Raw genomic sequence first — 25,234 nt, 5'->3', positions numbered from 1 at the left:
GTTGTAGAACTATAGTCCGATATCATCACCAATTAGCGGAATCACAGCAGCTAGTCTCTTGAAACAGTGAGATGCAACCCAGCCCTTTGACTCGAGAGTCATGACTTCGCTGCCAAATATTCTCATTCCAAGTACTCGCAGTGCTTCCTGCGATAGCGCAGTATTGTAATGACTGATAGCCTTGATAATCATACCAAGTAGTCTCTTCTTGTGTTTCTCCGCATTCTTGCCGGGTTCAGGCAGCTTGTCGTAGTTCTCTAGTAACACTGCCATAGTGTTTAGCGATGCAGCTGCCGACTTGCTATTTCCCGTATATAACATAGTTTCAAGTGCTTCGATTGTCTCACCCTGTTCATTGTCAGGTTGATACATCATAAGTTGTCCTAGATAACCAGGAATGTACTTAAGGAACTGATAGTCACTTAACTCGAGACCGTTGAAGAGGTCGATACAGAGTTCGTTTATCTGATCGCTAGGCATACTGCTCGCAAGTTCTATCAAGCAGTCGCCAGCATGTTTACGAACTACGATAGCCTCACTGACCTTGACTAAGTTTACAAAATGCGCTGCGATGTGCATAACATTGTAGCCTTGCTTCGCCACCTTGAACATGTAATCTATGTTAGCGAGCTTAGATATCCAGGATGTATTAGTCTTGAGATTATCCAGGAATAGTAACGAAGGCACCGATTCGGTCACATCACCGCCCTTAGATACTCCAAGTATACTTAGACGCCTTGATTCAACATCCATACCTGAATCAGGGAAGAATCTCTCAATTACAGCGAGTGCGAGCAAATCGGTGTTCGGACTGTAGCTGTTAAGAATATCTTTTGTAAAGAACATTAGACTCTCTAGGAACGACTCTGGCATCAGTTCCTTATCGATACTTAGTGCGGTGCTGCACAGCACGATAATTGTCTGTTCGTCGAAATCCGCTACGTGGTAGTATTTCTCTAGCACATCAAAATACTTACTGCGGCACGAAGGTCTGCAGTTCTTAACGACTTCATTTACAAAATCAGGTGTCGCCTCGATGATACGCTTCCTATGAAAATCCGTATGCTTTATAGACGGATTAATCAGCTTCTCAAGGTAGCTCGAGAATTGAGCGATATTAGTGGTGTCAGAATCCCTTGTGGGTACTGATTTTGGTAGCTCTTTCTTGTACTCCTCACGAAATCTTGTGACTATCTGACCCATTATCTGAGCGGCTTGCTCTCTGAGGTCGCTCTCTCTGTTAAATAGCATGTCGTACATGAAATCGAGAACGATTACCTTCTGATCCTCCGTCATGTAGGATTTGTACTCGCCAAGAATATTCAAAAAAGTTCTTATATTACTCCACTGAGACTCACTCCTAGCGCGTTCAAGAAGACTGGAGAACTCAGATGGATTATTGAATATCTTCATGAGGCGAATATTGTGCTCTATAGCTCTAAACTTGAGCTGCGAAGCGGCCTCGGCTCCATTTAGAAGAGATAGCTGCCTGACTTTAGGAGCGCACTTGAAGTGCGGTGTCTCTGCCCAATCCTCTGGGAAATCAGTAGTTACACCGTTTTCACGCATGAACTCCTCGAAGTCGAGAAGTTTATTATACACCTTCTCATACCTTTGGTTCTTGGCTTCATTTATATTATCAAATTTATTGAGGACTACATCGAATGCTTCTTCTAATGTAAAGAAGTTTATAGCCTCTTGATCATCCTCGTCTCTTATGCTCCTCACACGGAAATCTGCGTATATGAGCAGTAGTGACTCTACGGATAGATTCTCTATCTCTAGGTCCCAAGTCGAGTGATTTGCAGCGATGTGCATGATGGTCGGTAGCCCAAATCTAGTCAGGCAGTAATCCGTGTAATAGTAATGTAGGTACGGCACACGGCGTTCTTCTTCCTTGCGGCATCCGTATTTACCAATATCGTGAGAAGCTGCAGCGGCAGAAACGAGCCCGAGATCGACGTTAATTCCAGCATCGTAAAGCTGTCTTGCAGTGTACATAGCAACGTAGTGAACTCCACTTACGTGACCGAGCGTGTTAAAAGGTGAAATATCTGAACTTAACCTCATGAACTCATAGACATAATTGCTCTTAACAAGCTTACTAAAAGTCAGATATTCATCGGTAAAGCTCTTACTAATCACTTCTTCGTCGCTGAGAAGATTGATGTCATAGCAAGGGTCGAAAGGCAGTACCTGTCTTTCGTATTGGTACACCCCGCGCATGAGCTGTAGCAAGATGTTTCTGCCAGCTTTGAATTTATCTGGGTCTTGCGGCCCATCCAAGTGAGGAAATATCAAGCTGAGGAGATATAGCCTCGTATGCTCGAGCCAACCTTCAGGTGGAGCAACCTCAAGCTCTGGAGTATAGCGCGAACAGATGTTTAGAATTGCTTTAGTGTCGAATCTACCGTGTTTACCCGAATGGTAATACAGCTCGAAGATCATCTCGACGAAATCCTCGCGTGCTGTGCGCACCTCTATTACATCGCTATCTAATCCAGCAGCTTCGATGAAGTCGGGGTTTAATAGAGCTCCCTTGATTGTGTTTATCATTAATGCTTTGTTGTTCATCTCAAATACCATCTATCAGTAAACAATAACTCTCCTGCTAAAAGCTTATCTCACAAACCGTAAGTCCGCGACTAACCGAGTTCTTCGCTAAGTGCCTTGGCCTTGTCGATAATCGCCATTGCTGTATCAAACTTGCTGAGTTTTCCTAGTTCTATCTCATCATCCATAGTGATGATCGTAACTACGTTGGTATCGCCGCCAAATCCAGCGCCTGCCTCCTTTAGGCTATTCGCACATATCATGTCGAGTCCTTTGCGCTCGAGCTTACTGCGGGAGTTTTCGAGCAAGTTCTGAGTTTCCATCGAGAAGCCGCAGATAATCTGCTCAGGCTTTCTAATCTTCTTAAGCTCAGTCAAGATATCAGCAGTTCTCTTGAGCTCTATCATCATATCGCCGTCCTGCTTCTTAATCTTTTCGTCAGAAGTAAAAACTGGCGTATAGTCGGCAACTGCAGCTGCTTTAAATATATAGTCTGCCTTTGGAGCATGCTTTAGCACTTCGTCACACATCTCAGCAGATGTGGTAATCTCGATCGTATTGACGTACGGAATAGGCTCCAGATTCGTCTTACTGGTGATAAGCGTAACCTGTGCCCCTCGGTATGCTGCCGCTTTGGCGAGCGCATATCCCATGCGTCCAGTCGAATGGTTGGTGATGTACCTAACAGGGTCAATAGATTCCTGCGTAGCACCTGCGCTTACAAGCACATTCTTGCCTTTTAGGTCCTTCTCAAAAGCCAGGTCAAAGAGTATTTCCTCGAAAATAGTCTCTGGCTCAGGCATCTTGCCGACCCCGACATCCCCGCAGGCGAGCACTCCGCTAGAAGGCTGGAGTATCCTAATTCCAACCTTGAGAAGCCTCATGATATTACCTTGAGTGATAGGGTTAAGGAACATCTGCGTGTTCATCGCAGGCACGACTAGCTTAGGGCAGTTTGCGGCGAGGAAAGTCGTAGTGAGCATATCGTCTGCCATGCCGTACGATGCTTTGGCGATAAAATTCGCAGTTGCCGGAGCAACTACAAAATAATCTGCCGCCTTGGCGATAGATATGTGCGCTACATCGAATTTAAAATTCCTGTCAAAAGTATCAGTCATGCATTTGTTGCCCGTAAGTGTCTCGAAGACAAGCGGCGAGATGAATTCTGTCGCGTTCTTAGTCATAATCACGTGGACATCCGCACGCTCCTTCTTGAGAGCGCTGACGAGAGATGCCGTCTTGTATGCGGCGATTCCGCCTGTGACACCAACAACAACACATTTATCTTTAAGCATGTGACTCCTCCTGTTATCTACATCTTGTGGTTAAATAATATAATATACTTTAATGTGCGATTTCTCAATCATAAACAAGCCATAAGTCGTATCAAAATGGCTAAAATTCAATACTTGCTAGAGTTTACCCTTGCACAAGACGCTCTGCTTTGTTATAATAACAAGGCTATTGAGGGAGCATACGAGTGTGCACGATAGACTTTTAAGAAAAGGAGAGCTAGCATGAAGGAAGGAATCCATCCTGATTATAAGGAATGTAACGTTACTTGCGCATGTGGTAATACCTTTACTACACTTTCAACAACTGACACTATGAGAGTCGAAGTATGCTCAGAGTGCCATCCATTCTTCACAGGTCAGCAGAAGTTTGCTAACCGTGGTGGACGTGTAGAAAAGTTCAAGAACAAATACAACCTTTAGGGAATCAATATTTAGAGGACGCTGTTCGCAGCGTCCTCGTTTTAGAGCGTTTGGAACCACAGGCGGTGGTTTTCCTGACGCTTTTTTCATAGATAATTGATATGCAAAGAACGGTTCAGCATGGCGCGGTGAGTGATAATCGCGAAGCATTTGCAAGAACTGGTAAATATATAAATTTAATAATCTACAACTATAAGTAAAGGATGTAATTATGTTTGATAAGCTAGATTTTATACTTGAGAAATACGAGGAGTTATCGAAGAAGGTTTCCGACCCTGATGTCATAGCTAGACAGAAGGAGTGGCAGAAGCTGATGAAGGAGATGAGCGATCTCGAGCCAATCGTCAAGGAGTACACTGCGTACAAGAAGGCGAAGGAAGAGCTTGAAGAGGCTAAGGAAATCCTCGAAATAGAGGATGATGAAGAGCTGCGTGAAATGGCTCGTGAGGAACTGAAGTCCAACGAAGCGGCAATCGAGGAGTACACAGAGAACCTCAAGATTCTGCTTCTACCTAAGGACCCTAACGATGACAAGAACGTAATCCTCGAGGTTAGAGCGGGAACGGGCGGAGATGAGGCAGCGTTATTTGGAAGCGACCTACTCCGTATGTACCTCAGATATGCTGAGAGAATGCGCTGGAAGACAGAGATCATCGAGAGCAATGAGACTGAAATCGGCGGTGTTAAGGAAGTTGTAATGCTGGTTAAGGGTAAGGGTGCTTACTCCAGACTCAAGTACGAGAGTGGTGTTCACAGAGTACAGAGAGTCCCTGAGACGGAATCGGGCGGCAGAGTTCACACATCGGCGGCTTCAGTTGCGGTAATGCCAGAGGTGGATGACGTTGAGGTTAACCTAGATCCTAACGACGTGCGTGTAGACGTATACAGAGCGTCTGGAAACGGCGGACAGTGCGTAAATACTACGGACTCCGCAGTTAGACTTACTCACATGCCAACTGGCCTCGTCGTAACTTGTCAGGATGAGAAGTCGCAGATTAAGAATAAGGAAAAAGCTTTCAAGGTTCTTAAGTCAAGACTCTTCGACCTCATGCAGCAGGAACAGAACGACAAGATTGCGGCAGAGAGAAAGTCGCAGATCGGATCAGGAGACAGATCTGAGAGAATCAGAACGTATAACTTCCCACAGAGCAGAATCACTGACCACAGAATCAACCTGACTCTATACAAGCTGGATTCATTCCTCGACGGTGACCTCGATGAAGTAATCGATGCGCTGATCACTGAGGACCAGGCGGAGAAGATGAAGGATTTCTAAAGCGAGAGAGGCGTCCAATGAAGACAAGAATTATCCTTCCTGACACAGAGGGAATCTCCGAAGCTGGTGCGATTCTGCGTGATGGCGGACTTGTAGCATTTCCGACTGAAACGGTATATGGGCTGGGTGCAAATGCTCTAGATGCTGTCGCTACAAAGCACATCTATGAGGCAAAAGGCAGGCCGAGTGACAACCCGATGATAGTTCATGTTGCGAGCATAGATATGCTTAACGGAGTCGCTTCAGATGTTACAGATGAGCAGAAAGCCATTATGAGCAAGCTCTGGCCTGGACCGATTACATTCGTACTTCGTAAGAACCCCAATGTTCCTGATGTTACGACAGGCGGTTTGGATACAGTTGCGGTCAGATGGCCGGCAAGGCGTGAGGCTGCTGAGATTATAGAAGCGGCAGGTGTTCCGATTGCGGCGCCGAGTGCAAACCTATCTGGCAAACCAAGCCCGACGACATTCGAAGATGTTGCCGAGGACATGGACGGGAGAATCGATGCAATAGTCAAAGGTGAGAGAACTGCCATCGGTATAGAATCGACAGTTTTGGATCTGACATCGGAAGTTCCTACCATACTTAGACCAGGCTTTATAACGAAGAGCCAGATCGAAGATGCTGTAGGCGGTGAGGTTCAGTATGATCCATCGCTATTCAAGAAGCCTGGAGCGGATGACTTCCATCCGAAGTCACCTGGCATGAAGTACAAACATTACGCACCAAAGGCGGCAGTGCGAATTGTAGAAGGCAGCAAGGAAGCTGTTTGCACAGCTATTGCTGAGCTCGAGGCTGAGTCGGTTTCAAACAACCTACGGACAGCAGTACTTGACTACATGGGGAATGGTGACAAGGCGGCGAATAACTTTTTTGCAGACCTCAGACAGTGCGATAGAGACGGTGTGGATATAATCTATATCGCGGCGTACGACTGGGATGAAGTTGGATTTTCTGTAATGAACAGGATGGTTAAGTCGGCAGGGTACGATATTGTAAATGTTTAAAATATTTAGAGCATTTACACACATAGAGAGATTGTACTTTATATTATTTATATGACATGTATCGCTGACGTACATGCAATATAGACAACGAAAATATGCGAGGAGGAATTATATGAAGATTGCGATTGGCTGCGATCACGCAGGTTACCCGCTCAAGGTGGCGGTGGAGGACAAACTGCTACAGGAAGGACATGGAATCATAGATGTGGGTACGGAATCAACAGAACCCGTGGACTATCCTATATATGGAAAGTCAGTTGGCAATGCTGTTGCGAATGGGCTCGCAGATAGAGGAATCGTTATCTGCGGTTCCGGAATAGGAATTTCTATCGCAGCGAATAAGGTCAAGGGCGTTAGATGTGCGCTCTGCACTTCTGTTGAAATGGCGGAGATGTCGAGAAGGCACAACGATGCGAACGTACTCGCGATGGGTGCAAGAATGATCGAGCAGGATTTGGCTTTTGAAATTGTTGACAAGTGGCTAACGACAGATTTTGAAGGTGGAAAGCACCTTCGTCGCATAAATATGCTTGATGAATAGTGTATTTGGTATATACTAAATAATAAGTGAATTGAGATAATCAGGAGGATTACAATGGCTAACAAAGAAGGCAAGGTATACGTGTTTGATCACCCGCTGATTCAGCACAAGACAGCTCTCATGAGAGATGTTAATACTAGTGTAAAGGAGTTCCGCGAGCTCGCAACAGAGGTTGCAATGCTGATGGGATTTGAGGCGACAAGAAATCTCCCTCTTGAAGAGGTTGATATCGAAACGCCCATGTGCAAAACAACCGTTAAGATGCTGGAGGGTGAGGATATCGCAATCGTTCCAATTTTAAGAGCGGGACTGGGTTTCGTAGATGGAATGCTTGCACTCGTTCCGAATGCAAAGGTTGGACACGTCGGTCTGTACCGTGACCCGGAGACTCATCTTCCTGTTGAATATTATTGCAAGTTACCTACAGACATCGAGAAGAGGAAAATTTTCGCTGTTGACCCGATGCTTGCAACAGGTGGAAGTGCTATCGCAGCAATCGATTTTATCAAGAATAGAGGTGGACATGATATTGCATTTATGTGTCTGATTGCGGCTCCGGAAGGAATAGATGCTCTTCACAAAGCCCATCCTGATGTAGACATCTATATTGCGGCGAAGGACGAGAAGCTCAACGAAAATGCTTACATCATTCCTGGACTGGGAGATGCAGGCGATAGACTTTACGGCACAAAGTGATCTCGGCAAGCTAATGACATTAAGCCTGCGGCGAGAGCTGCAGGTTATTTTATAGGAGGGACACGATGATACAGATTCCAGATAATGTGAGTAAACACACCAACGTATACGACGTACTTGAAGAAAGAGGACTGATTGAGCAGTGCACAGACCCAAAGGCTATGCGCGACCTACTCGGAAGCGAGAAGATTAAGTTCTACGTAGGATTTGACCCAACGGCAGACTGCCTTCATGTTGGACACTTGATCCAGATTATTATATTTGCGTATATGCTCAAATACGGACACACACCAGTGGCTCTTGTTGGCGGCGGAACTGTAATGATCGGAGATCCTTCTGGCAGAACTGATCTACGCCGCATGATGGACGTTGAAGAAATCGACGCAAACGGCAGAAAGTTCAAAGACCTCTTCGACCGATTCCTACCGTTCGATGATGAGTGGAAATACACTGGCAACGGTGGTGTTATGCAGCCAGGACACCAGAACAGAGAGCCTAAGCCGGGACTGGCGGTAAGTACGAACAATGCTCTATGGCTCAGAAATCTCAACTACATCGAGTTCGTTCGTGAGATTGGCTCAGTGTTTAACGTAAATGAGATGCTGAGAGCAGAGTGCTACAAGAGAAGACTTAAGGAAGGGCTTACTTTCCTAGAGTTCAACTATATGCTAATGCAGGGATACGACTTCTATGTAATGGCGAGAGACTTCGGCCTCAAGGCGCAGTTCGGCGGCAATGACCAGTGGTCCAACATCATCGCTGGTGTAAATATCGCTAAGAAGAAATCAAACCTAGACGTATACGGCATGACCTTCTCGCTTCTGACCAAGAGTGATGGTGAGAAGATGGGTAAGACAGCAGGAGGTGCACTCTGGCTCAACGAGGACAGAGTTTCCGTATTCGACTTCTTCCAGTATTGGAGAAATGTAGCAGATGCGGATGTTAACAAGTGCCTCCGAATGCTCACTTTCCTACCTATGGACGAGGTAAATAGATTATCTTCACTAGAGGGTGCAGAGATTAATCAGGCAAAAGAGATTCTCGCTTACGAAGTTACTAAGCTAGTACACGGCGAAGAGAAGGCGAAGAAAGCACTTGAAGATGCTCGTGCGGTATTTGCAAGTGGTGGCACTAATGCAGCGACTATGCCAACTGTTGAGATTGAGAAAGCTTCATTTGAAGGCGAAGGCTTCGGTCTAGCTAGCCTACTCAAGGAGATTGGACTTGCTCAGTCTAACGGAGATGCGTTCAGAACGATTGAGCAGGGCGGTGCTAGAATCAATGGCGAGCAGGTTACGGATAGAAAAAGGAGAGTGACACTAGCTGACTTTGAAGACGGCAAGCTCACAATTCAAAAGGGTAAGAAGAAATTCGTGGCAGTAACACTGAAGTAGCAAGTTAATACCGAGTAGCTTGCACTGTAGTGATTTTAGCAAGTAAACAAAAGCGCGCAGTGATGCGCGCTTTGTCTATTGTCAAAACATGAAGTTGTGTATATAGAAAATGCAAATATCTATATATTTAGGAGGTACAGCATGGTAGAACAAGTTAATTTTGAAGACGTAAAACGTGATGTAATCCATGCATTCACTAATGGATGTATGTGTTCAGAGTCTGTAATTACGATCGCAAACAAACATTGGGACCTCGGGATGGGAGACGATATCATGGCTATCGCAACGGGATTTCCATTCGGTTTTGGCGACGGCGGTAACGTATGCGGAGCAGTGGCGTCAGCAACTATGGCACTCGGAAAAGTATTTGGCAGGGTAATTCCTGGGGATCCTAGCTATGAGAAATGTCTCACCCTCGTTAGAGAGCTCAATGACGATATAATAGCAAAATTCGGCAGCGCGCTTTGTCCTGATCTACTAGAGGGTTACGAGTTTGCTACACCGGTGCGCAAGGAACACTGCTGCGAAATAGTGGTAGCGGTGATGGAGTCCTTTGCACGTATCATGGAACGCGAGTGTGGGGTTCATGTCTGTATGTAAATGTGGTATATTATGAAGACTATGCAGCAGTGAATCATATAAGAGCATGCAATAGTAAATTATTCAAGACTTTAGATTTGAAATCATATGACTTTGAAACAGATAATAGTTAGTGTAGAAAGAGGCAGTTTATGGCTAAGAAACAATCGAAATACGAGAGACCAGGGGGCGTTAGAAAGGGCAGAATTGCAGTAGTAATATTCATCATCGTAGCGGCAATTACTGATGCGATTATGATTCGTGCTTACTTCACAGGTGGCAAGAGCGCAATGGTTGGCGCTATGATCATACTGATGACAGCGATGTATGTTTTTATTACTTACAGCCTAATCAAGCTCGTGAAAATGATGGAAGAACAGATGATGAAGGATGCTGAGGCAGACAAAGAAGCTGAGGAGAAGGCAAAACACATCGGAAAAGGTGCTACTTACAAGAGTCTCAAGAAGAAGTCTAAGAATTAATAACGTTAACTGCGTGTAATTACATACAGAAACTCCCTAGGGAGACGTGTTAATTTATCGATGTAGATGAAATGATCATATACAGTAAAATCAACGAATTAAAGGATTTCGCAATATAAGATTGTGAGCAGCTTTATAGAAGCATATTATCAATTGCAAATTTCTAATAATAAACTGTCTAGATTTAGCAGATAAATAAAAAAGCGAGGACATGCGTTCTCGCTTTTCTTTCTATGGATATTCTATGGATGGATTGTGTAGTAACAGCAAATGTCTTGAAATTACCCTTGCTGTACCATTATAATAAACCCGAGAACATTGCATGTAAAATTAATTAAAATAAGTTAATTGATAGAAATATATAATAGCAATCCTTACAGGAGGTAACATGGAAAATCGTAACGTAGCGACCTTTATAAAGGTCGTAGAGATGAATAATTTTACTAGGGCAGCAGAGAGTCTAGGATACTCACAAGCAGCTGTAACTGCCCAGATTAAGCAGCTTGAACATGAGCTCGGAGCACCTTTATTTGATAGAATCGGCAAGAGAATTAACCTGACTAGGGCGGGTGAAACATTCCTACCATACGCATTCCGTCTACTTAAGGCTGAGGATGAAGCGGTAGCATGTATCAGAGAGCAGGAGGGACTCAGTGGCACGCTGACAATAGGAACTTCCTCAAGCCTTTCAATAGGAGCGCTTCCGCATATTGCGATTGATTTTATCAAGGAATATCCTGATGTAAATGTAATTATCAAGGTATCTGACTTTACTCAGGATCTGAGAGAGAAACTTGTTGCTGGAACTATGGATCTCGTGTTCACTATGGCGGAGACTCCAAACCCACAAAATTTTCAACGTATGCTGGAGAAAGATGTACCGATGGTATTCGTAGCTCACCCAGATCATCCTCTCGCTGGCAAGAAGGTTCAACTGCGCAAAATCCTTGCTGAACAGCTAATCGTTGCAGATAGAGAAGTAGGATATACATTCTACTTGAATAAGTTTGCAAATGATATCGGTATGCAACTTGAACCTGCACTTGAGGTTGGTTCAGTAGCAGCAATCGTCAATATATTAGAGGGAGGATACGGTGTATCTTACCTGCCTTGGTTCGTCGTTGAGAAGCCGGTGGCAGATGGCAAGTTGGCTACAATCGATGTTTCATGCCCGGATCCAGAGCTCAAGAGTACTATCATATGTCATAAGAGTAAGTGGATTGATCCTGTGATTAAGAAATTTATAGAGTTTATAAATGAAAGAATATAGGAAGGTTGTATTCAAAAACATCACAAAGTCTATTAGACTTGATTTTATATGTTCTGAACAACGAATGCCAGCTGCTATGTATTTTATTAATACATAGCAGCATATATATATGCTAAAATATCCGTGTACGTTATAAGTAATTAACAATTAAGAGAGGACGTTAGTGTTGATGAAAAAGGTAGTTAAAAAAAATATTAGCTTAATATTGACTCTTATGGTCATATTAGTACTGCTCTCAAATACATCAATTGTGTTTGCAGATGAAGATTTAAGCTCACTTCATCCGGTGCATTATTTTATGCAAAGTGAGGGTGGAGGTATGAATTTAGTTGATAAAAGTGAAGAAATTAGGAAGGAAAATTATTGGGTTGACTTAAAATATTCAAAAGTGGAAAGTCTTCCGGTAGTTGCGGGAAAATCTATAGAATATTTTAAAACTCTTGTTCCTAAATATGTGTTGGAACCTAAAGACACTGCTGTTAATCAGTATGCAAAGGTTAGCACAATGGTCGATTTTTATTGTGCTCCTGAGTTTGTAAATACTGGTATTATTTCAAAGTGGAGTGGGTTGAACATATTTCTTCATCCAAGGGAACCTCAAAACAATCCGTATTTTCAGCAATTCTCCAAGATTCCTGAAGCTAGAACCAATCCACATAAGTTTAAACAAAGTGATATTTTAACTGCTGAAGAAACTGCTAATCCTTTGGAAAAATTACAAGTTTTAGCTGATATAAAGGCTAAAGGTAGCACCGATTCAAAGAAAATAGACGAATATAAGAAAGGTGATCCAATTGACCTTGAGTTTTCTATGAATGCGTCCTGGTTCAAGCGTTATATGAATGGGTTCGCTTTGTTCTTAACTCAAACCGGCGGCATGTCGGATGAGGGAATTCAGAAGATTTACAATCAGTATGCAATGTCAGATGCACAACTTGTTTTTACATTAGATATTCCTGATGGGGTAACTGTTAGTAATAATCCAACTGCAAAGATAAGTGGATTAGATGGATTTACAGCAAATGTTTCGAGGGAAGGAAATACTTTGCTTGTAAAATTACGTAAAAATGAAAAAGCTAAAGTTTGTAAATGGAAAGACTTGATTGAAAAAATTAATTCCATAGATACGAGTAACATTAATGTTAGTATTTCGGGATTAAAGGTTTCTAAAGACGCAAGTCAAGATTCGCAGGTAACTATAAGAGGTACGGTATCAGGAGTTTATGATTTTGCTACTTCTTATACAGAAAAATTTTATTTGCCATCTCCCGAACATAATAATCATGAGGAGTTAGGTCCGGGACATGAGAATTGTGCGACCAGAAATTACTGGTCATTTGCAGCAATTCAAGATCCTAGTGGACTGGATAAGGCGGCAGACTCAAATAAGCCAAACCAAATATCTTATACTTTCAAGGTAAATAAACCGACTGATAACACCGTAACTTTCAAGGACGGAAATGCTACACACGCTACCGTAAAGGTGGAAAACGGCAAATCAATTGATAACGATGCTTTAGCTAATCAATCAATGCCAAGTGAGCCAACAAAGAGTGGTTATATTTTTAAGGAGTGGAATACTCAAAATGATGGAAAAGGAACTAAATTTACAGGTTCAACCATTGTTAACGAGGATATGGTAGTATATGCTATTTACAGCAAGAACCCGACTCCAAACAAACCCGGCAAGCTACCAAATAATAGCAAGTTACCAAAGACGGGTGATAATATAAATTTGCCGTTGTATGTTGCAATATTAGTTGTATCAGGAGTATTATTGTTTGCAGTATATTTCAAAAGAAGAAAAGACAATTAGTGTATTAATGTAAAATATCAGGAGCTGTCGCATGAGCGACAGCTCCTTTTTAACTTGATACTGAGATTTTGCTGGCCTCAACAAACAGGAATTTAACTTAACAATTCTTGTCTGAGACTTTCGCAAATTTCTGCCATCTCCAGCATATCCTCCTGCGGAGCAAGTTCAGAAAGGTCATACTCAAGCGGATTTTCCGAAAAGTCAGAAAGGGCCTTGTTCAAAAGCTCGTAGTCTTGAGGTGCAGCAACTATCATTACCCTACGAGAATCTGTATCAAATGGCTCTAAGTCGTGCAGATCAACACTGTCATTTACCTTGCATTCTAATAATATTGCGGCAAGGTCAGTTATTATATCAATAGCGAAATGAAAATCAAGATAGATCCCCATTGAATTAGTAAATCCCAAAGGGGAAACAGTTTTTCTGAAGTTTTCACCTTGTTTATTAACTCCTAAAGATTGCAGTATATTGGAAAACTCTATCTCGTCGCTACTTTGATCTTCTAAAAAAGCAATAAGGTTAAGACTATCGTCACTGTCTCCGATGTAGTTATCCCAATATTTGTTTTCAATATACATTCAGGCATCCTCCGCAAATGTCAATTTGTCGATTAATCATTGTAATTATATCATCATGCAATATTTTGTCATACATCAAGTTGATAATAATTATAGTAATTAGATATTATTACGCAAAATCTAAGAGGGCTACTCCCATAGGAATAGCCCTTTAGTTATATGTTCGCTCACATTGTCTTAAAAGACTTTTACTTCTCGATTTTTCCTGCCAGAATTGCCGCTCCATACGCGCCAGCATATCTACCGTCAGGAAGAGGCGTAACTGTTCTACCTAACTTCTTAGAGAGAAGCTCTGCAAAATATTCATTGCCACTTAGTCCGCCAGTGATCACGCACCTATCTGCGATAGCTTTCTTCTGACATAGAGTAACGACCTTAGTCGCCACACTGTCAATTACACCGGCTGCAATCTCTTCCTTCGGGCGACCTTCACCCATGTAGTTGATAACCTCAGATTCTGCAAAAACAGTGCATATCGAGCTAATCGGTATCGGATTTCCACGTTTAGCCTCATCGAATAGCTCTTCGATTGTAAGCCCAAGGCGATTTGCCATAACTTCGATGAACTTGCCGGTTCCAGCGGCACACTTATCATTCATAAGGAAGTCAACGGCCCTGCCGTCTTGAACCAAGATATACTTGGTATCCTGTCCACCGACATCGATAATAGAGCAGTCTTCCTGTCCAGCCATCTCGTATCCACCGCGTCCGTGACATGTAATCTCAGTAATCACCTTGTCGGCATAATCTACGGAAATTCTGCCATAGCCAGTTGCAACAATCTTGGCACTTTCTAAATCCGCACCGAGCTCTTCAAGGTTTTCCTTGATTATGCCAGCGGTAATTTTGCTGTTCCAGCCAGTCGGCAGCACCTCGAAGCGAGGCTTGTCATCTCCGCCGATCACACAGACCTTCGAAGCGGTCGATCCAATATCAATTCCTATTCTAGTCATTTAAAAATCCTTTGTATTTTGTTTAATCACACCTGACTTGGAGCATGCCAAATTTATCAAGCTTTATCTAACATATCAAGTATATCAAGTATGCCAAACTACAGCTAGTCGTACGTAGCTCTAGACGTGCTTAGCCAAACCTAGCTATATCTAGCCGTACCTATGCCTACCGCTATTGAACTCGTTGTTGAGTCCGTTAATGGATAAGTATCGGAGTTGCTGTTCTTCAGCGAGCTCCTTTATAAAAGACACATCATCTTCCTTGACCAGTAGCGACACACCGCAGCAAACGCTTAACTCGCGCGGAGTCGGACTAATCTGGGCGTACCGAGAAGTAGCTTTTATAGCACGATACATTTCCATGGCATCCGTGTGATTGTCGAACAAAACATAATAGTGGAGCATTTTAGCCTAGCACCTCGATAAATGCCTCGATACGTGTCTTGAGCTGCTGCGCATCGCTGTCAGTGTAGTCTGTCTCGATTCCGAGTACAGGGATTCCAGCTTCCTTGAGCTTGTCCTCAAGTAGATAACCCTCGATGTCGTAAGTCTGGCAGAACTTTAGGTTAACGTCGATTACAGCATCTACGTCGTATTCCTTAGCAAGTCTGATTATATCGTCGAAACGACCTGAGTTAGGAGTGAAGCAAGCGCAGTTGATCTTCATGTAACGGTCAGCTATATTTGAAACCATCTCGTCAAGATTCTCGCCTGATTCATCTACAAAGTTTTCAAAGTAACGAGTTCCAGTACATGTCTCTTCGCAGACAACAGCTGCACCGGAAGTCTCAATTAGATTATGCATCTTCCAGTTTGGAATAGCCATAGGTGTTCCGGAAATCATGATACGCTTAGTTCCTGCAGGGAACACCGAAATGCCGTCAGCAACTCTCTTCTCGAGCTCGTCGCAGAGCTTGTTAACCATAGTTGTGAATCTCTCAGGATCATCGTAGTAAGCGATCTGGGAGATGAGAAGTGTATCAGTTCCGCTGATAGGAACGTTCTTGTTCTTGCGAAGGTCATACAGTCTCTTGAGAGCTGCGCGCTTAGTGTTGATTTTCTTGATGTTTTCAGCTAGCTTCTCAGGAGTAATCTTATTGCCAGTCTCCTTCTCAACCATCTCTAGTAGGTCATGACACTCTTCAGCCCATTTCTCGATATCCTTTTCTCTCTTCATTTGAGGAAGATCCATGATGTGCATTGGAACGTCGGTACCGAGGATTTCATAAGCTTTCTTCTTACCGTCGCAAGTATTCTCTCCGATGTATATATCAGCGAGCCTGTAGAAAGGACATGTTTTATCAAATCTAGCTCCGAGCATTGCCTTTATAAGTGGACATGTGTTTGCCGGTAAATATCTCTCTCCGCCTGGTACCCAGAACTGAGAGCCTGCGCAAAGACCCGTTGCTATACCGTTACCTGCAAAGATAATTTCATCAGGAACGTATGTGCAAAATGTTCCAAATACCTTACCACCATTCTTTCTAAACTCAACGAGCTCAGCCGGGCGTAGACCGTGAACATCAGCGAGAACCATGTCAAAATAATCCATTGCCTCAGGTCTATTTTCCTGAGAAAGAAATACGTCACCAATTGCTCCTGGAAGAACGCTACATAGTAGGTCATGGTTATCCACATCCATGCCGATATCTTCCCACATCTTACGATAATCTGCCATTTTTATAACCTCCATAATAAGTCAAATATACTGATAAAATTATATCAACTAAGAGAGCAACGCACCCATTGAATAAGATAATAGCTTGATTGGGTTGTATAGATAAAAGCTATAACTGTCTGACAACATACGAGCATATAGTATGAGATTAACGCGAAAATATCATATGTAGGGGGATAATCATAAATATAAAGGATTTCACGGATAATGGACTGATAAAGAGACAGGGTATTTTAGAAAAAATATTGACAATAGAATTTAATGTGATACAATTGAATTGTTCAAAAGACATTCAACACTACTAACTTATATATGAGATATTCATAGGAGGATATGAAATGGCACAGATTTATGATTTTAAGCTAGCTAGACCTGATGGAAGTGAGCTAAACCTCGCGGATAACAAGGGCAAGGTAATGCTCATCGTTAACACTGCAACCGGATGTGGATTCACTCCTCAGTACGAGCCACTAGAGGCACTTTACAAGGAGCTTCACGAGTCCGGACTAGAGATTATCGATATCCCTTGCAACCAGTTCGGTGGACAGGCACCTGGATCAGATGAAGAGATCCACGAGTTCTGCACACTCAACTACAACACAACATTTCCACAGCTTAAGAAGTCTGATGTAAACGGTGAGAACGAGCTTCCGCTTTACACATTCCTTAAGAGCCAGAAGGGTTTCGAGGGCTTCGGGGACTTTCCGGACAGAGAGAAGTTTGAGGAGTTCGTTGCAATGGGAGATCCTGATTTCAGAAACAACGCTAACATCAAGTGGAACTTCACTAAGTTCATCGTAGATAGAGAAGGAAACGTAGTTGCAAGATTCGAGCCAACAGCTGATATGACAGAGGTTGCTGCTTGCGTTAAGAGCCTTATCTAATTATTTGAGAATAACAGATCAGCCGATTTCAATATTTAGGAGCTGCATCATGGGGACAGGATAATCGTGGGTTCATAGCCCGAGAAATCAAGAACCTTATGAAATTATCGATCAACATAATAACCGTAAACCATGAGCAAGGGGTGTCGGGAATACTCCCTTTATGATAGACAGCGGAAAAAATTCCTCTGTTAATCATGAAGGGAGTTTTTATCTAATTGAAAAAGAAATACGATTCTTCGTTTAGATAGACATAGCGCGACAATTCAATTTTTGAAAACTCAGCGCATATGACAATACGAAAAGTAAAAACCAAAATAAAATGTCAAAAAACTAAAATAAAAACTAAAATAAAAACCTAAAACCTAAAAATATAAGTTAAATAACAAAAATATTATTTGAATTGACAAAATATCTAAAAATCCATAGAATGAACTTAAATGAGGTGGCGATATGATACAAGAAGAATTAATCGAATTATTACAATCAATTCAAATGAGCAGGTGTGAATCAAGGACATTGGAGTTAAAATCAGCCAGGCAAGGTTGCCCTAAAAGACTTTATGATACTTTGTCGAGTTTTTCAAACCAAGATGACGGAGGGATTATAGTTTTTGGAATAGATGAGAGTAATAATTTTGAAGAGTGTGGAGTATATAATCCACAAAATCTACAAAGGGAAATAAATGAACAATGTTTACAAATGGAGCCAATCGTTAGGCCATTATTAACTGTGGCTGAAAAAGACGGAAAGTGTTTTATGGCTGCAGAAATTCCTGGAATTGACTTGACTGATAGACCTTGTTTTTATAAAGGCAAAGGGAGACTTAAAGGGTCATATATTCGCTCGGGTGAAAGTGATGCTCCAATGACAGAATATGAGGTATACAGCTATGAGGCTTTTAGGAAAAAATATCAGGATGATATAAGAATAGTGGAACGTACAACGTTTGATGTGCTTGATTCTGAATTATTGAATAATTATATGAAAATGCTGAAGAGTAAAAAAGAAAATCTCAAAGCTTTACCGGATAAAAGTATTTATGAACTCATGAGTATCACAAAAAAAGGCAATGTTACACTTAGTGCGCTAATGTTGTTCTGCAAATACCCACAGGTATTCTTTCCACAACTGTGTATAACTGCTGTTGTTATTCCCGGAACGGAAATAGGAGAGTTAGGTGCACAGGGAGAACGTTTTATAGATAACCAGAGAATCGAAGGATATCTACCGGAAATGCTGGATAAGGCCATGTCATTTGTGCGCAAAAACATGAAGGTGAAAACTGTTATTGATTCCTCTACAGGTAGAAGAATGGATATAGCGGAATATCCGATTGTTGCAATTAGGGAAGCTATACTGAATTCACTTGTGCATAGAGATTACAGTGTGCATACGGAGGGTATGCCAATACAAATACTTATGTACAATGACAGAATCGAAATAAAGAATCCAGGTGGTATATATGGGCGTTTAACTATAGATCAGCTTGGGAAAATGCAGCCGGATACAAGAAATCCTGTCATAGTAACTGCCATGGAGGTTATGGAATTTACAGAAAACAGATATTCGGGTATTCCGACCATACGTAGGGAAATGAAGGAGCATGGGTTATATGAACCGATTTTTCAGGATGATAGAGGCACATTTATTGTGACATTGAGAAATCAGATTGTGAACGATAATGAGGCATATAACACAGATATATCTGAAATAGAAAAAAGACTGCTTGACTTCTTGGAAATACCAAGAAGCAGAAAGGAAATTGCAGAGTATCTCGGTATTAGAACAATTAGTTATGCAATTCAGACATATATTACACCTCTGATTGATAAAGAGTTGGTTAAAATGACCATTCCAGAAAGTCCACGCAGTCATTCTCAGCAATATGTGAGGATAAATGTATAGATTCAAATAATTATAAATATAAAGTAGCAAGAGTAATATTGTTCCCTAAGATACCGGAGTTAAAAATTTGAATTAATGGGCTAAAGTAATTAATAATTCCTTCAAAAAAGCGAAAGGCATGGGGCTGACTTCCCTGTGCCTTTTTTAGTTTTATCATTTATCGCATGAATTGACGATTATTCGGTCTGAAAAATGTGAAATACAACGATTATTCGGTTGAAAAAATGTACAAATGATTGATTATTCGGTTGAAAAAATGCAAAATACCTCTACCGGAGGTGTATCATGAAACGAGATATTATGGTAGAACTTGTTCAATGGAAAGAAAAACATAGCAGAAAACCATTGATAATAACAGGTGTGAGGCAATGCGGGAAAAATTATATTATTAAAGAATTTGCTAAAAATGAATTTGCAGAATACATGTATTTCAATTTTGATGGGAATACTGGTCTACAATCAATATTTGACTATGACTTTGATATAAAGAGAATTATCAAAGAACTCGAAATTGTAAATACAAGCGGAAAGATTGCCCCTAGGAAAACGTTGCTGATATTTGATGAAATTCAGGCATATCCGAGAGCGATTTCGTCTTTAAAGTACTTTTGTGAGAATATGCCGGAACTTCATATAGTTGCGGCAGGATCCCTCCTTAGTGTTGCGTTAAAACACGAAGGCCTTTCTTTTCCTGTTGGTAAGGTTGATCATTTAGAGATGTTCCCAATGAGCTTTTCCGAATTTGTTATAGCCGATAGTGGAGAGAGTTTAATTGAAGGCTTGCAAAATATGTCGCTCGAAAGGGAACTTCCAGCGCTATATACTATTCCTTTAGAGAAACATTTGAAAAACTATTACATAGTTGGAGGAATGCCTGAAGCAGTAAGTGCCTGGGTTGAGACACATAGTTATCAAGAAGTAGAAATAATTCAAGATAGAATATTGAGGGATTATCCTGATGATTTTGGCAAATATGCTTCGTACACAGAAGCAAATCGAACGAAACAAATATGGGATTCCATACCTACGCAGATTGCAAAAGAGAACAATAAGTTTGTTTTTTCTCATGTAAAAAAGGGTGCGAGAGTGAAAGAGCTTGAGGATTCACTACAGTGGTTAGTAAATTCAGGATTAGCTTATCGGTTGCATTTAGTGAATAATCCGCAGCTACCACTTTCGGGCATGGTTGATGCAACATATTTTAAATTATATATGTCTGATGTGGGGTTACTACGTAGAAAATCGAATCTAAATTATAGGACTATATTGGATGGAGATTCAAATTTCATACATTTCAAAGGTGCACTAACCGAGAATTATGTGATGACACAGCTAGTTTCGATGGGAATGAATTGTTATTTTTGGAGAACAAAAGCTGATGCTGAAGTTGATTTTCTAATCGATTATGAAGGAATTTTAGTTCCTATTGAGGTAAAGTCCGCGGATAATACAAAAGCAAAAAGTCTAAATTTATTTTGCAGAAGGTTTAAACCGGAGATAGCATTCAAGATATCTTTGAAGAATATAGGTGATAGCTATGTCGACAGAACTCATCAATGGAGTATTCCTCTGTATAGCCTATTTAGAATAAAGAAATATATATTTAATGAAAAAGGTTGGGACAATTAAGCATAGTTGGTGATGAATGGTATATTTAGGTGGTAAGTATGAAGCAAAATGGAATTAGCTTGAAAATGAACTATTTCATACATATTTGCATAGCAGTACTTCTTGCTTCTTCATTTAGTATATGGTTTGCAATAAGCGGATCGTATATCTGGTTTTTTAAATACATTATAACTATAATGCTCTCATATCTAGCTGCAGAAATATTTGTGAGAGTGTTATCTCCTGTCAAATATATCGTGAATAGCCTGATATGGAAATCAAAAGGGAGCAAACAGTCAGCATATGCCTTCTGGATATTTGTATATCTCAAGGGTCGCATTAACCATTCATCGCATTTATATATGATAAATGAACTTTTTATTCCAGATAAATACCTGCGGGGCTCAATGGAGAATCTGAACTATGAAGAAATAAGGTCAGAATTACGGAGAGTAGAGATTTTGACGGGAATCAGTATGTTTATTTTGTATGGGTGTATTTCATTTGCAATATACAGGATAAATAGCATGCCGTTCTACTTGATTCCACTTGCAGGAATGGTTATAGATATAGCAAATTCGAATATTGAAATGGAAATATTTAGAGGGAAATTCACGAAGCTTCGCGACTCAAAATATTTTGAATACTATGTAATCAGAGAGAGGTTGCTCGTGGACTCTAATGATGAAGAAGCAATTAAAAGATTTGTAGTGCTCGAAGCTGAGAACTTTGAGGACAAAGAAAGAATCCACGAGAGGATATCGATATGGAGCAGAATTTTAGTGGGCAAAGCTCTGAACAGAGAAACTCTGACAGAAGAGATGAAGTTCTTGCTAGAGAGAAAATATCTCGAAGTTATCTGGGAGTTGTTCGTAACACATGAGACATTAAATTTGCTGAATCTATATATTACATATGCAGTAATAATCGGTGAATTGAACACAGAAAAGGTCGCGCTAAATATCCTAAATAGATGGAAAATTCAGGATATAGGATCTAAGTTAAAAGCTAAATTTGAATATTCTGAGCAGGTATTTGCTGGAGATAAAACAAAGCTAGAGGGACTAATTTTAAACGCAGGTGAGTTCTATGAGGAATTTTCCGAATGCAGAAGTGCAATTGATGAAGTTAAGAAGGCTTATCTCAAATTAATAGATTTGGAAAGTTAATAATACAGTTAAAAGATAAAATGATAAAAACTCGTTTACTGCCTAATGTGGCAAACGAGTTTTGCGTTTAAAAAATGTAATAATTGTGATTCACCTGAACAGCTGATACTATCTAGCTGCTTCTGCAATCGCTTCCACGAATGTTGGGTGTGGATGGATTGTGGAAGCTACATCTTCGAGTGTCAGCTTGTTTGAAATAGCTAGCGCCAATTCGCCTACGAGATCGGTAGCGCGGCCGCACATGAGCTGTGCACCGAGCAATATATGGCTGTCTGCGTTGGCAATCAGCTTGATGGTGCCGCGGCCGAGGTCCTCGAGGACTGTCTTGCCGTTTGCTCCCATAGCGTACTTCTTAGTGATGATTTCGATACCCTGCTCCTTGGCCTCGTCCGCGGAAATGCCGACGGACGCAATCTCAGGCACCGAGTAGATGCAGGTTGGAACGGTCTCCATGCGGATTGGTGGTTCCTGGCCGTTCATGTGGGCAACTGCGTTTCTGCCCTCGGCTGTTGCTGTGTGAGCTAGCTCGATGCCGCCGATTGCGTCACCGATGCCATATATGCTCGGACTCGCCGACTGGTAGTGCTCATTAACGGCGAGTCGGCCGCGCTCTCCTGCAAGATGCTGGAGCTGTTCAGATAGCAGACTAGGAACATCAGAGCGTCTACCAACAGCCATAAGAACAGCATCGGCAGGGATAGATTTCTCTTCATCCTTTTCAGTATAGACAACCGCAAGTCTTCCGTCAGCCTGCTCAATTCTTACAACAGGGCACTTAGTTAGAACATCGATTCCATCCTTCTGCAGGCTCATCTTCAGACTGCGGGCCAATTCCTTATCAACAGTAGGAATGAGGCGGTCTAAAGCCTCAACAATAGTTACGTGTGAGCCAAAGCCATTGTATACAGTAGCAAATTCAACACCGATAACGCCGCCGCCGATGATCACGAGATCATCGAAGGGCGTACCGCCCTGCTCGAGGAGCTTCGTCGAGTCCATAACGCTCTCGAGCTCGGCGCCCAGAATAGGCGGAATAAACGGATTGCAGCCGGTTGCAATCAGGATAAACTTACCGGTTACCTCATGTGATTCACCCTCTGCATCTGTATAAGATACAGTGTGCTCATCTTTGACTAGCGCGAGGCCATGAATTAGGTCGATCTTAGCCTTTGCAAGGCCGGTTGTAATGCCCTCGCGTAGGACATCAAGCACTTCGTCCTTGCGAGCTCTAACAGCGTCGAGATCAACCTTAACATCAGCAGCATTAACACCGATTTTAGCACCCTCTCTCGCTTCCTTAGCGAGCTCGGACGAGCGCATGATGGTTTTTGTAGGCACACAGCCTCTGTTGAGGCAGGTGCCGCCAACTCTATCCTTCTCGATAATAGCAACCTTCATGCCGTACTTAACAGCGTCAAAAGCAGCCTCGTAGCCACCAGGGCCAGCACCAATAACAACTAGATCATAATTAAATTCAGCCATATCTTCCTCTTTTCATAACGATAGTGCAGTAGCAACAAGATATACCTACATAATGCCGTCAGCAATAAGATTAGCGATGTCGCTACATATCTGATATTCCTTGCTGCTTGGCGTGTATGGGAGTGCTCCTTCAACAAGCGTTGACATTGCAGCCTTGCTGTACTTGCAGCCCATAAGCTTTTCCTTTAGAACTCCGAAAACTTCCGTTTCTAGCGAGTCTGAGAATAGTCCGCAGTCCTGAATTACACCGCCTTCAACCTGAAGCTCGATGTCCACTCCACCCCAGTCAAGTCTTTCTGAGATTGAAGTCGTGAATGGGATCTTGCGACCAAAGCGCCATCCCTCAGAGGAATACTTGTCGATTAGTACCTTGAGCTCCGGATCAGATTCAGCAGTTGGAATATCGAAACTCTCAACCTCTCCGCCATATACCTTTGCAAAAGCGTCATGTAGAGCCTTCTTGAGCTCTTCTAGCGTTACGTCAGGCTTGTGGTTGATAAGGTTAGTGATTCTTGAACGAACGGATTTTACACCCTTTGACTTCAGCTTAGCAGCAGATACGTTGAGGTACTCGCCAAGTGGAGCAGGGTCTACGTTGAACATAATAGTTCCATGGTGGTAGCAGTAGCCGTTGCTCTGGTAGTATGCGTGTCCGGAGAACTTCATGCCATCGATAGTGAGGTCATTTCTTCCGGTTTTTTCAGCGTTGATACCTAGCAGACGAACAGCTTCGAGGATTACCTCTGTTTGCTTTGGAATATCGTATTCACCTTCCCTTGCAATGAACGTAAAATTAAGGTTTCCAAGGTCATGGTATACAGCTCCACCGCCAGAAATCCTTCTAGCCAGCTTACAACCCCCTTCCTTCATGGACTCAACTCTGCACTCACGCCAAGGATTCTGGTTCTTGCCGATTACTACAGTGTTGGCATTCTGCCATAGGTACATAGTCACTTCACCCTCTGCAGCGCGGAAAGTCATATACTCTTCAGTAGCGAGGTTAATAAACGGATTAGTGCAATCAGTTTCGGTATATCTTAATTTCATATGTGTATAGCTCCTTGCTATTAGTATTCAGTTAAATCAAGCCCAGACAGACAGTCGCGTACAACGCAGGCTAAAATCTGTCCAGGCTTATAATTTGTATTAGGCCGGAAGTGTTACGACTCATGCATGAGAAGCGATACTAGACGTGCTTAGTCGGTACATACCGGCAGATTTCTTATGAAAACTCGTATTTTAGAACCGGCTCTCTCGCAGCCTTAACTTCATCCAGTCTACGGACCGGAGTAGTAACAGGAGAAGCAGAAACAGATTCAGGTGAGCTGATAATAGAATCGTAGATCTTTCTAAATGCAGTGATTGCTTCATCGAGAGTCTCGCGCGACTCAGTTTCAGTAGGTTCTACCATGAGAGCTTCACTTACGATGAGTGGGAAGTACATCGTAGGTGGGTGAATTCCGAAGTCGAGGAGTGCCTTCGCAACGTCAAGTGCGGAAACATTGTTCTCTTTGTGGAATTTGTCAAGGCTCATTACGAACTCGTGCATGCAAGTACAGTCATAAGCCATTGGATAGAGATCCTTTAGCTTCTCCATCATGTAGTTAGCGTTTAGAACAGCGTTGTAAGCAAGTTCAGGAAC

Annotated in this window: 22 protein-coding genes and 1 pseudogene; 14 read left to right on the top strand and 9 right to left on the bottom strand. The window is 42.1% G+C overall.

Annotation, left to right across the window (positions count from 1 at the left end):
- Window positions 1-9 precede the first annotated feature (9 nt).
- Entirely contained in the window at window positions 10-2,574 is a 2,565-nt protein-coding gene (locus tag AXF17_RS01440) for an HD domain-containing protein (protein ID WP_157682515.1), read from the bottom strand.
- Window positions 2,575-2,645: 71 nt separating this feature from the next.
- A complete protein-coding gene (gene coaBC / locus AXF17_RS01435) occupies window positions 2,646-3,848 on the bottom strand; it encodes a bifunctional phosphopantothenoylcysteine decarboxylase/phosphopantothenate--cysteine ligase CoaBC (protein ID WP_094233483.1) in 1,203 nt (400 codons plus the stop codon).
- Window positions 3,849-4,070: 222 nt separating this feature from the next.
- On the opposite strand from coaBC, the gene rpmE reads away from it, so the two are divergent.
- The 10 genes from rpmE (at window position 4,071) to AXF17_RS01385 (ending at window position 13,332) form a co-directional block, all read left to right on the top strand.
- Entirely contained in the window at window positions 4,071-4,268 is a 198-nt protein-coding gene (rpmE, locus tag AXF17_RS01430; protein ID WP_094233482.1) for a 50S ribosomal protein L31, read from the top strand.
- A gap of 211 nt (window positions 4,269-4,479) precedes the next feature.
- On the top strand, window positions 4,480-5,544 hold the full coding sequence (gene prfA / locus AXF17_RS01425; RefSeq protein WP_094233481.1) for a peptide chain release factor 1: 1,065 nt from the start codon (window positions 4,480-4,482) through the stop codon (window positions 5,542-5,544).
- 17 nt (window positions 5,545-5,561) lie between these two features.
- Window positions 5,562-6,554 carry an L-threonylcarbamoyladenylate synthase gene (locus AXF17_RS01420; RefSeq protein WP_094233480.1) on the top strand — a complete coding sequence of 331 codons (993 nt, stop codon included), beginning with the start codon at window positions 5,562-5,564 and terminating at the stop codon, window positions 6,552-6,554.
- Window positions 6,555-6,666: 112 nt separating this feature from the next.
- Window positions 6,667-7,095, top strand: a complete 429-nt coding sequence (gene rpiB, locus AXF17_RS01415) for a ribose 5-phosphate isomerase B (protein WP_094233479.1) — start codon at window positions 6,667-6,669, stop codon at window positions 7,093-7,095.
- Window positions 7,096-7,149: 54 nt separating this feature from the next.
- Complete coding sequence (gene upp, locus AXF17_RS01410; protein WP_094233478.1) at window positions 7,150-7,791, top strand: uracil phosphoribosyltransferase; 642 nt, start codon at window positions 7,150-7,152, stop codon at window positions 7,789-7,791.
- A gap of 65 nt (window positions 7,792-7,856) precedes the next feature.
- Window positions 7,857-9,185: a tyrosine--tRNA ligase gene (gene tyrS / locus AXF17_RS01405; protein WP_094233477.1), complete on the top strand. Its 1,329-nt coding sequence runs from the start codon at window positions 7,857-7,859 to the stop codon at window positions 9,183-9,185.
- Window positions 9,186-9,326: 141 nt separating this feature from the next.
- The gene (locus AXF17_RS01400; protein WP_094233476.1) at window positions 9,327-9,785 is read left to right on the top strand and encodes a C-GCAxxG-C-C family protein; all 459 of its coding nucleotides are present in this window, start codon (window positions 9,327-9,329) and stop codon (window positions 9,783-9,785) included.
- Window positions 9,786-9,916: 131 nt separating this feature from the next.
- Entirely contained in the window at window positions 9,917-10,246 is a 330-nt protein-coding gene (locus AXF17_RS01395; RefSeq protein WP_094233475.1) for a hypothetical protein, read from the top strand.
- Window positions 10,247-10,634: 388 nt separating this feature from the next.
- Complete coding sequence (locus AXF17_RS01390) at window positions 10,635-11,516, top strand: LysR family transcriptional regulator (protein ID WP_094233474.1); 882 nt, start codon at window positions 10,635-10,637, stop codon at window positions 11,514-11,516.
- Between the two features lie 169 nt (window positions 11,517-11,685).
- Entirely contained in the window at window positions 11,686-13,332 is a 1,647-nt protein-coding gene (locus AXF17_RS01385) for an InlB B-repeat-containing protein (protein ID WP_094233473.1), read from the top strand.
- Between the two features lie 92 nt (window positions 13,333-13,424).
- Here AXF17_RS01385 and AXF17_RS01380 read toward each other — a convergent pair whose 3' ends face one another.
- The 4 genes from AXF17_RS01380 to AXF17_RS01365 all read right to left on the bottom strand — a co-directional run bounded on the left by AXF17_RS01380 (window position 13,425) and on the right by AXF17_RS01365 (window position 16,541).
- Window positions 13,425-13,910: an imm68 putative immunity domain-containing protein gene (locus tag AXF17_RS01380; protein ID WP_094233472.1), complete on the bottom strand. Its 486-nt coding sequence runs from the start codon at window positions 13,908-13,910 to the stop codon at window positions 13,425-13,427.
- 188 nt (window positions 13,911-14,098) lie between these two features.
- Window positions 14,099-14,863 carry an acyl-CoA dehydratase activase gene (locus AXF17_RS01375; protein WP_094233471.1) on the bottom strand — a complete coding sequence of 255 codons (765 nt, stop codon included), beginning with the start codon at window positions 14,861-14,863 and terminating at the stop codon, window positions 14,099-14,101.
- A 150-nt stretch (window positions 14,864-15,013) separates the two neighbouring features.
- Window positions 15,014-15,268, bottom strand: a complete 255-nt coding sequence (locus tag AXF17_RS01370; protein WP_094233470.1) for a DUF3343 domain-containing protein — start codon at window positions 15,266-15,268, stop codon at window positions 15,014-15,016.
- A gap of 1 nt (window position 15,269) precedes the next feature.
- On the bottom strand, window positions 15,270-16,541 hold the full coding sequence (locus tag AXF17_RS01365) for a double-cubane-cluster-containing anaerobic reductase (RefSeq protein ID WP_094233469.1): 1,272 nt from the start codon (window positions 16,539-16,541) through the stop codon (window positions 15,270-15,272).
- Window positions 16,542-16,879: 338 nt separating this feature from the next.
- Here AXF17_RS01365 and AXF17_RS01360 point away from each other — a divergent pair, with 338 nt between their 5' ends.
- The 4 genes from AXF17_RS01360 to AXF17_RS01345 all read left to right on the top strand — a co-directional run bounded on the left by AXF17_RS01360 (window position 16,880) and on the right by AXF17_RS01345 (window position 22,110).
- Complete coding sequence (locus tag AXF17_RS01360) at window positions 16,880-17,425, top strand: glutathione peroxidase (RefSeq protein ID WP_094233468.1); 546 nt, start codon at window positions 16,880-16,882, stop codon at window positions 17,423-17,425.
- A gap of 453 nt (window positions 17,426-17,878) precedes the next feature.
- Window positions 17,879-19,333, top strand: coding sequence for an ATP-binding protein (locus AXF17_RS01355; protein ID WP_094233467.1), 1,455 nt, complete (start codon window positions 17,879-17,881; stop codon window positions 19,331-19,333).
- A gap of 285 nt (window positions 19,334-19,618) precedes the next feature.
- Complete coding sequence (locus AXF17_RS01350) at window positions 19,619-20,962, top strand: ATP-binding protein (protein ID WP_094233466.1); 1,344 nt, start codon at window positions 19,619-19,621, stop codon at window positions 20,960-20,962.
- 386 nt (window positions 20,963-21,348) lie between these two features.
- Window positions 21,349-22,110 (top strand): hypothetical protein, encoded by a 762-nt coding sequence (locus AXF17_RS01345; RefSeq protein WP_157682513.1) that lies wholly within the window; start codon window positions 21,349-21,351, stop codon window positions 22,108-22,110.
- Between the two features lie 108 nt (window positions 22,111-22,218).
- Here the strand turns inward: AXF17_RS01345 and lpdA are convergent, their stop codons facing one another.
- The 3 genes and pseudogenes from lpdA to AXF17_RS09340 form a co-directional block, all read right to left on the bottom strand.
- Window positions 22,219-23,592: a dihydrolipoyl dehydrogenase gene (gene lpdA / locus AXF17_RS01340; RefSeq protein ID WP_094233464.1), complete on the bottom strand. Its 1,374-nt coding sequence runs from the start codon at window positions 23,590-23,592 to the stop codon at window positions 22,219-22,221.
- Between the two features lie 45 nt (window positions 23,593-23,637).
- Window positions 23,638-24,639, bottom strand: coding sequence for a lipoate--protein ligase (locus AXF17_RS01335; protein WP_094233463.1), 1,002 nt, complete (start codon window positions 24,637-24,639; stop codon window positions 23,638-23,640).
- A 175-nt stretch (window positions 24,640-24,814) separates the two neighbouring features.
- Window positions 24,815-25,234, bottom strand: a pseudogene (locus AXF17_RS09340) (aminomethyl-transferring glycine dehydrogenase subunit GcvPB); the annotation flags it as partial.

Source organism: Mogibacterium pumilum, from assembly GCF_002243385.1.
Taxonomy (GTDB): Bacteria; Bacillota; Clostridia; order Peptostreptococcales; family Anaerovoracaceae; genus Mogibacterium; species Mogibacterium pumilum.
Note: the sequence above shows the minus strand (reverse complement) of the source record. Positions and strands in the feature narration are given on the sequence as shown.

Bases quoted from the DNA above. Each gene is read 5' to 3' on its own strand.
- AXF17_RS01440 (WP_157682515.1), bottom strand. From the start codon at position 2,574: ATGAACAACAAAGCATTAATGATAAACACAATCAAGGGAGCTCTATTA.
- coaBC (WP_094233483.1), bottom strand. From the start codon at position 3,848: ATGCTTAAAGATAAATGTGTTGTTGTTGGTGTCACAGGCGGAATCGCC.
- rpmE (WP_094233482.1), top strand. From the start codon at position 4,071: ATGAAGGAAGGAATCCATCCTGATTATAAGGAATGTAACGTTACTTGC.
- prfA (WP_094233481.1), top strand. From the start codon at position 4,480: ATGTTTGATAAGCTAGATTTTATACTTGAGAAATACGAGGAGTTATCG.
- AXF17_RS01420 (WP_094233480.1), top strand. From the start codon at position 5,562: ATGAAGACAAGAATTATCCTTCCTGACACAGAGGGAATCTCCGAAGCT.
- rpiB (WP_094233479.1), top strand. From the start codon at position 6,667: ATGAAGATTGCGATTGGCTGCGATCACGCAGGTTACCCGCTCAAGGTG.
- upp (WP_094233478.1), top strand. From the start codon at position 7,150: ATGGCTAACAAAGAAGGCAAGGTATACGTGTTTGATCACCCGCTGATT.
- tyrS (WP_094233477.1), top strand. From the start codon at position 7,857: ATGATACAGATTCCAGATAATGTGAGTAAACACACCAACGTATACGAC.
- AXF17_RS01400 (WP_094233476.1), top strand. From the start codon at position 9,327: ATGGTAGAACAAGTTAATTTTGAAGACGTAAAACGTGATGTAATCCAT.
- AXF17_RS01395 (WP_094233475.1), top strand. From the start codon at position 9,917: ATGGCTAAGAAACAATCGAAATACGAGAGACCAGGGGGCGTTAGAAAG.
- AXF17_RS01390 (WP_094233474.1), top strand. From the start codon at position 10,635: ATGGAAAATCGTAACGTAGCGACCTTTATAAAGGTCGTAGAGATGAAT.
- AXF17_RS01385 (WP_094233473.1), top strand. From the start codon at position 11,686: ATGAAAAAGGTAGTTAAAAAAAATATTAGCTTAATATTGACTCTTATG.
- AXF17_RS01380 (WP_094233472.1), bottom strand. From the start codon at position 13,910: ATGTATATTGAAAACAAATATTGGGATAACTACATCGGAGACAGTGAC.
- AXF17_RS01375 (WP_094233471.1), bottom strand. From the start codon at position 14,863: ATGACTAGAATAGGAATTGATATTGGATCGACCGCTTCGAAGGTCTGT.
- AXF17_RS01370 (WP_094233470.1), bottom strand. From the start codon at position 15,268: ATGCTCCACTATTATGTTTTGTTCGACAATCACACGGATGCCATGGAA.
- AXF17_RS01365 (WP_094233469.1), bottom strand. From the start codon at position 16,541: ATGGCAGATTATCGTAAGATGTGGGAAGATATCGGCATGGATGTGGAT.
- AXF17_RS01360 (WP_094233468.1), top strand. From the start codon at position 16,880: ATGGCACAGATTTATGATTTTAAGCTAGCTAGACCTGATGGAAGTGAG.
- AXF17_RS01355 (WP_094233467.1), top strand. From the start codon at position 17,879: ATGATACAAGAAGAATTAATCGAATTATTACAATCAATTCAAATGAGC.
- AXF17_RS01350 (WP_094233466.1), top strand. From the start codon at position 19,619: ATGAAACGAGATATTATGGTAGAACTTGTTCAATGGAAAGAAAAACAT.
- AXF17_RS01345 (WP_157682513.1), top strand. From the start codon at position 21,349: ATGGAGAATCTGAACTATGAAGAAATAAGGTCAGAATTACGGAGAGTA.
- lpdA (WP_094233464.1), bottom strand. From the start codon at position 23,592: ATGGCTGAATTTAATTATGATCTAGTTGTTATTGGTGCTGGCCCTGGT.
- AXF17_RS01335 (WP_094233463.1), bottom strand. From the start codon at position 24,639: ATGAAATTAAGATATACCGAAACTGATTGCACTAATCCGTTTATTAAC.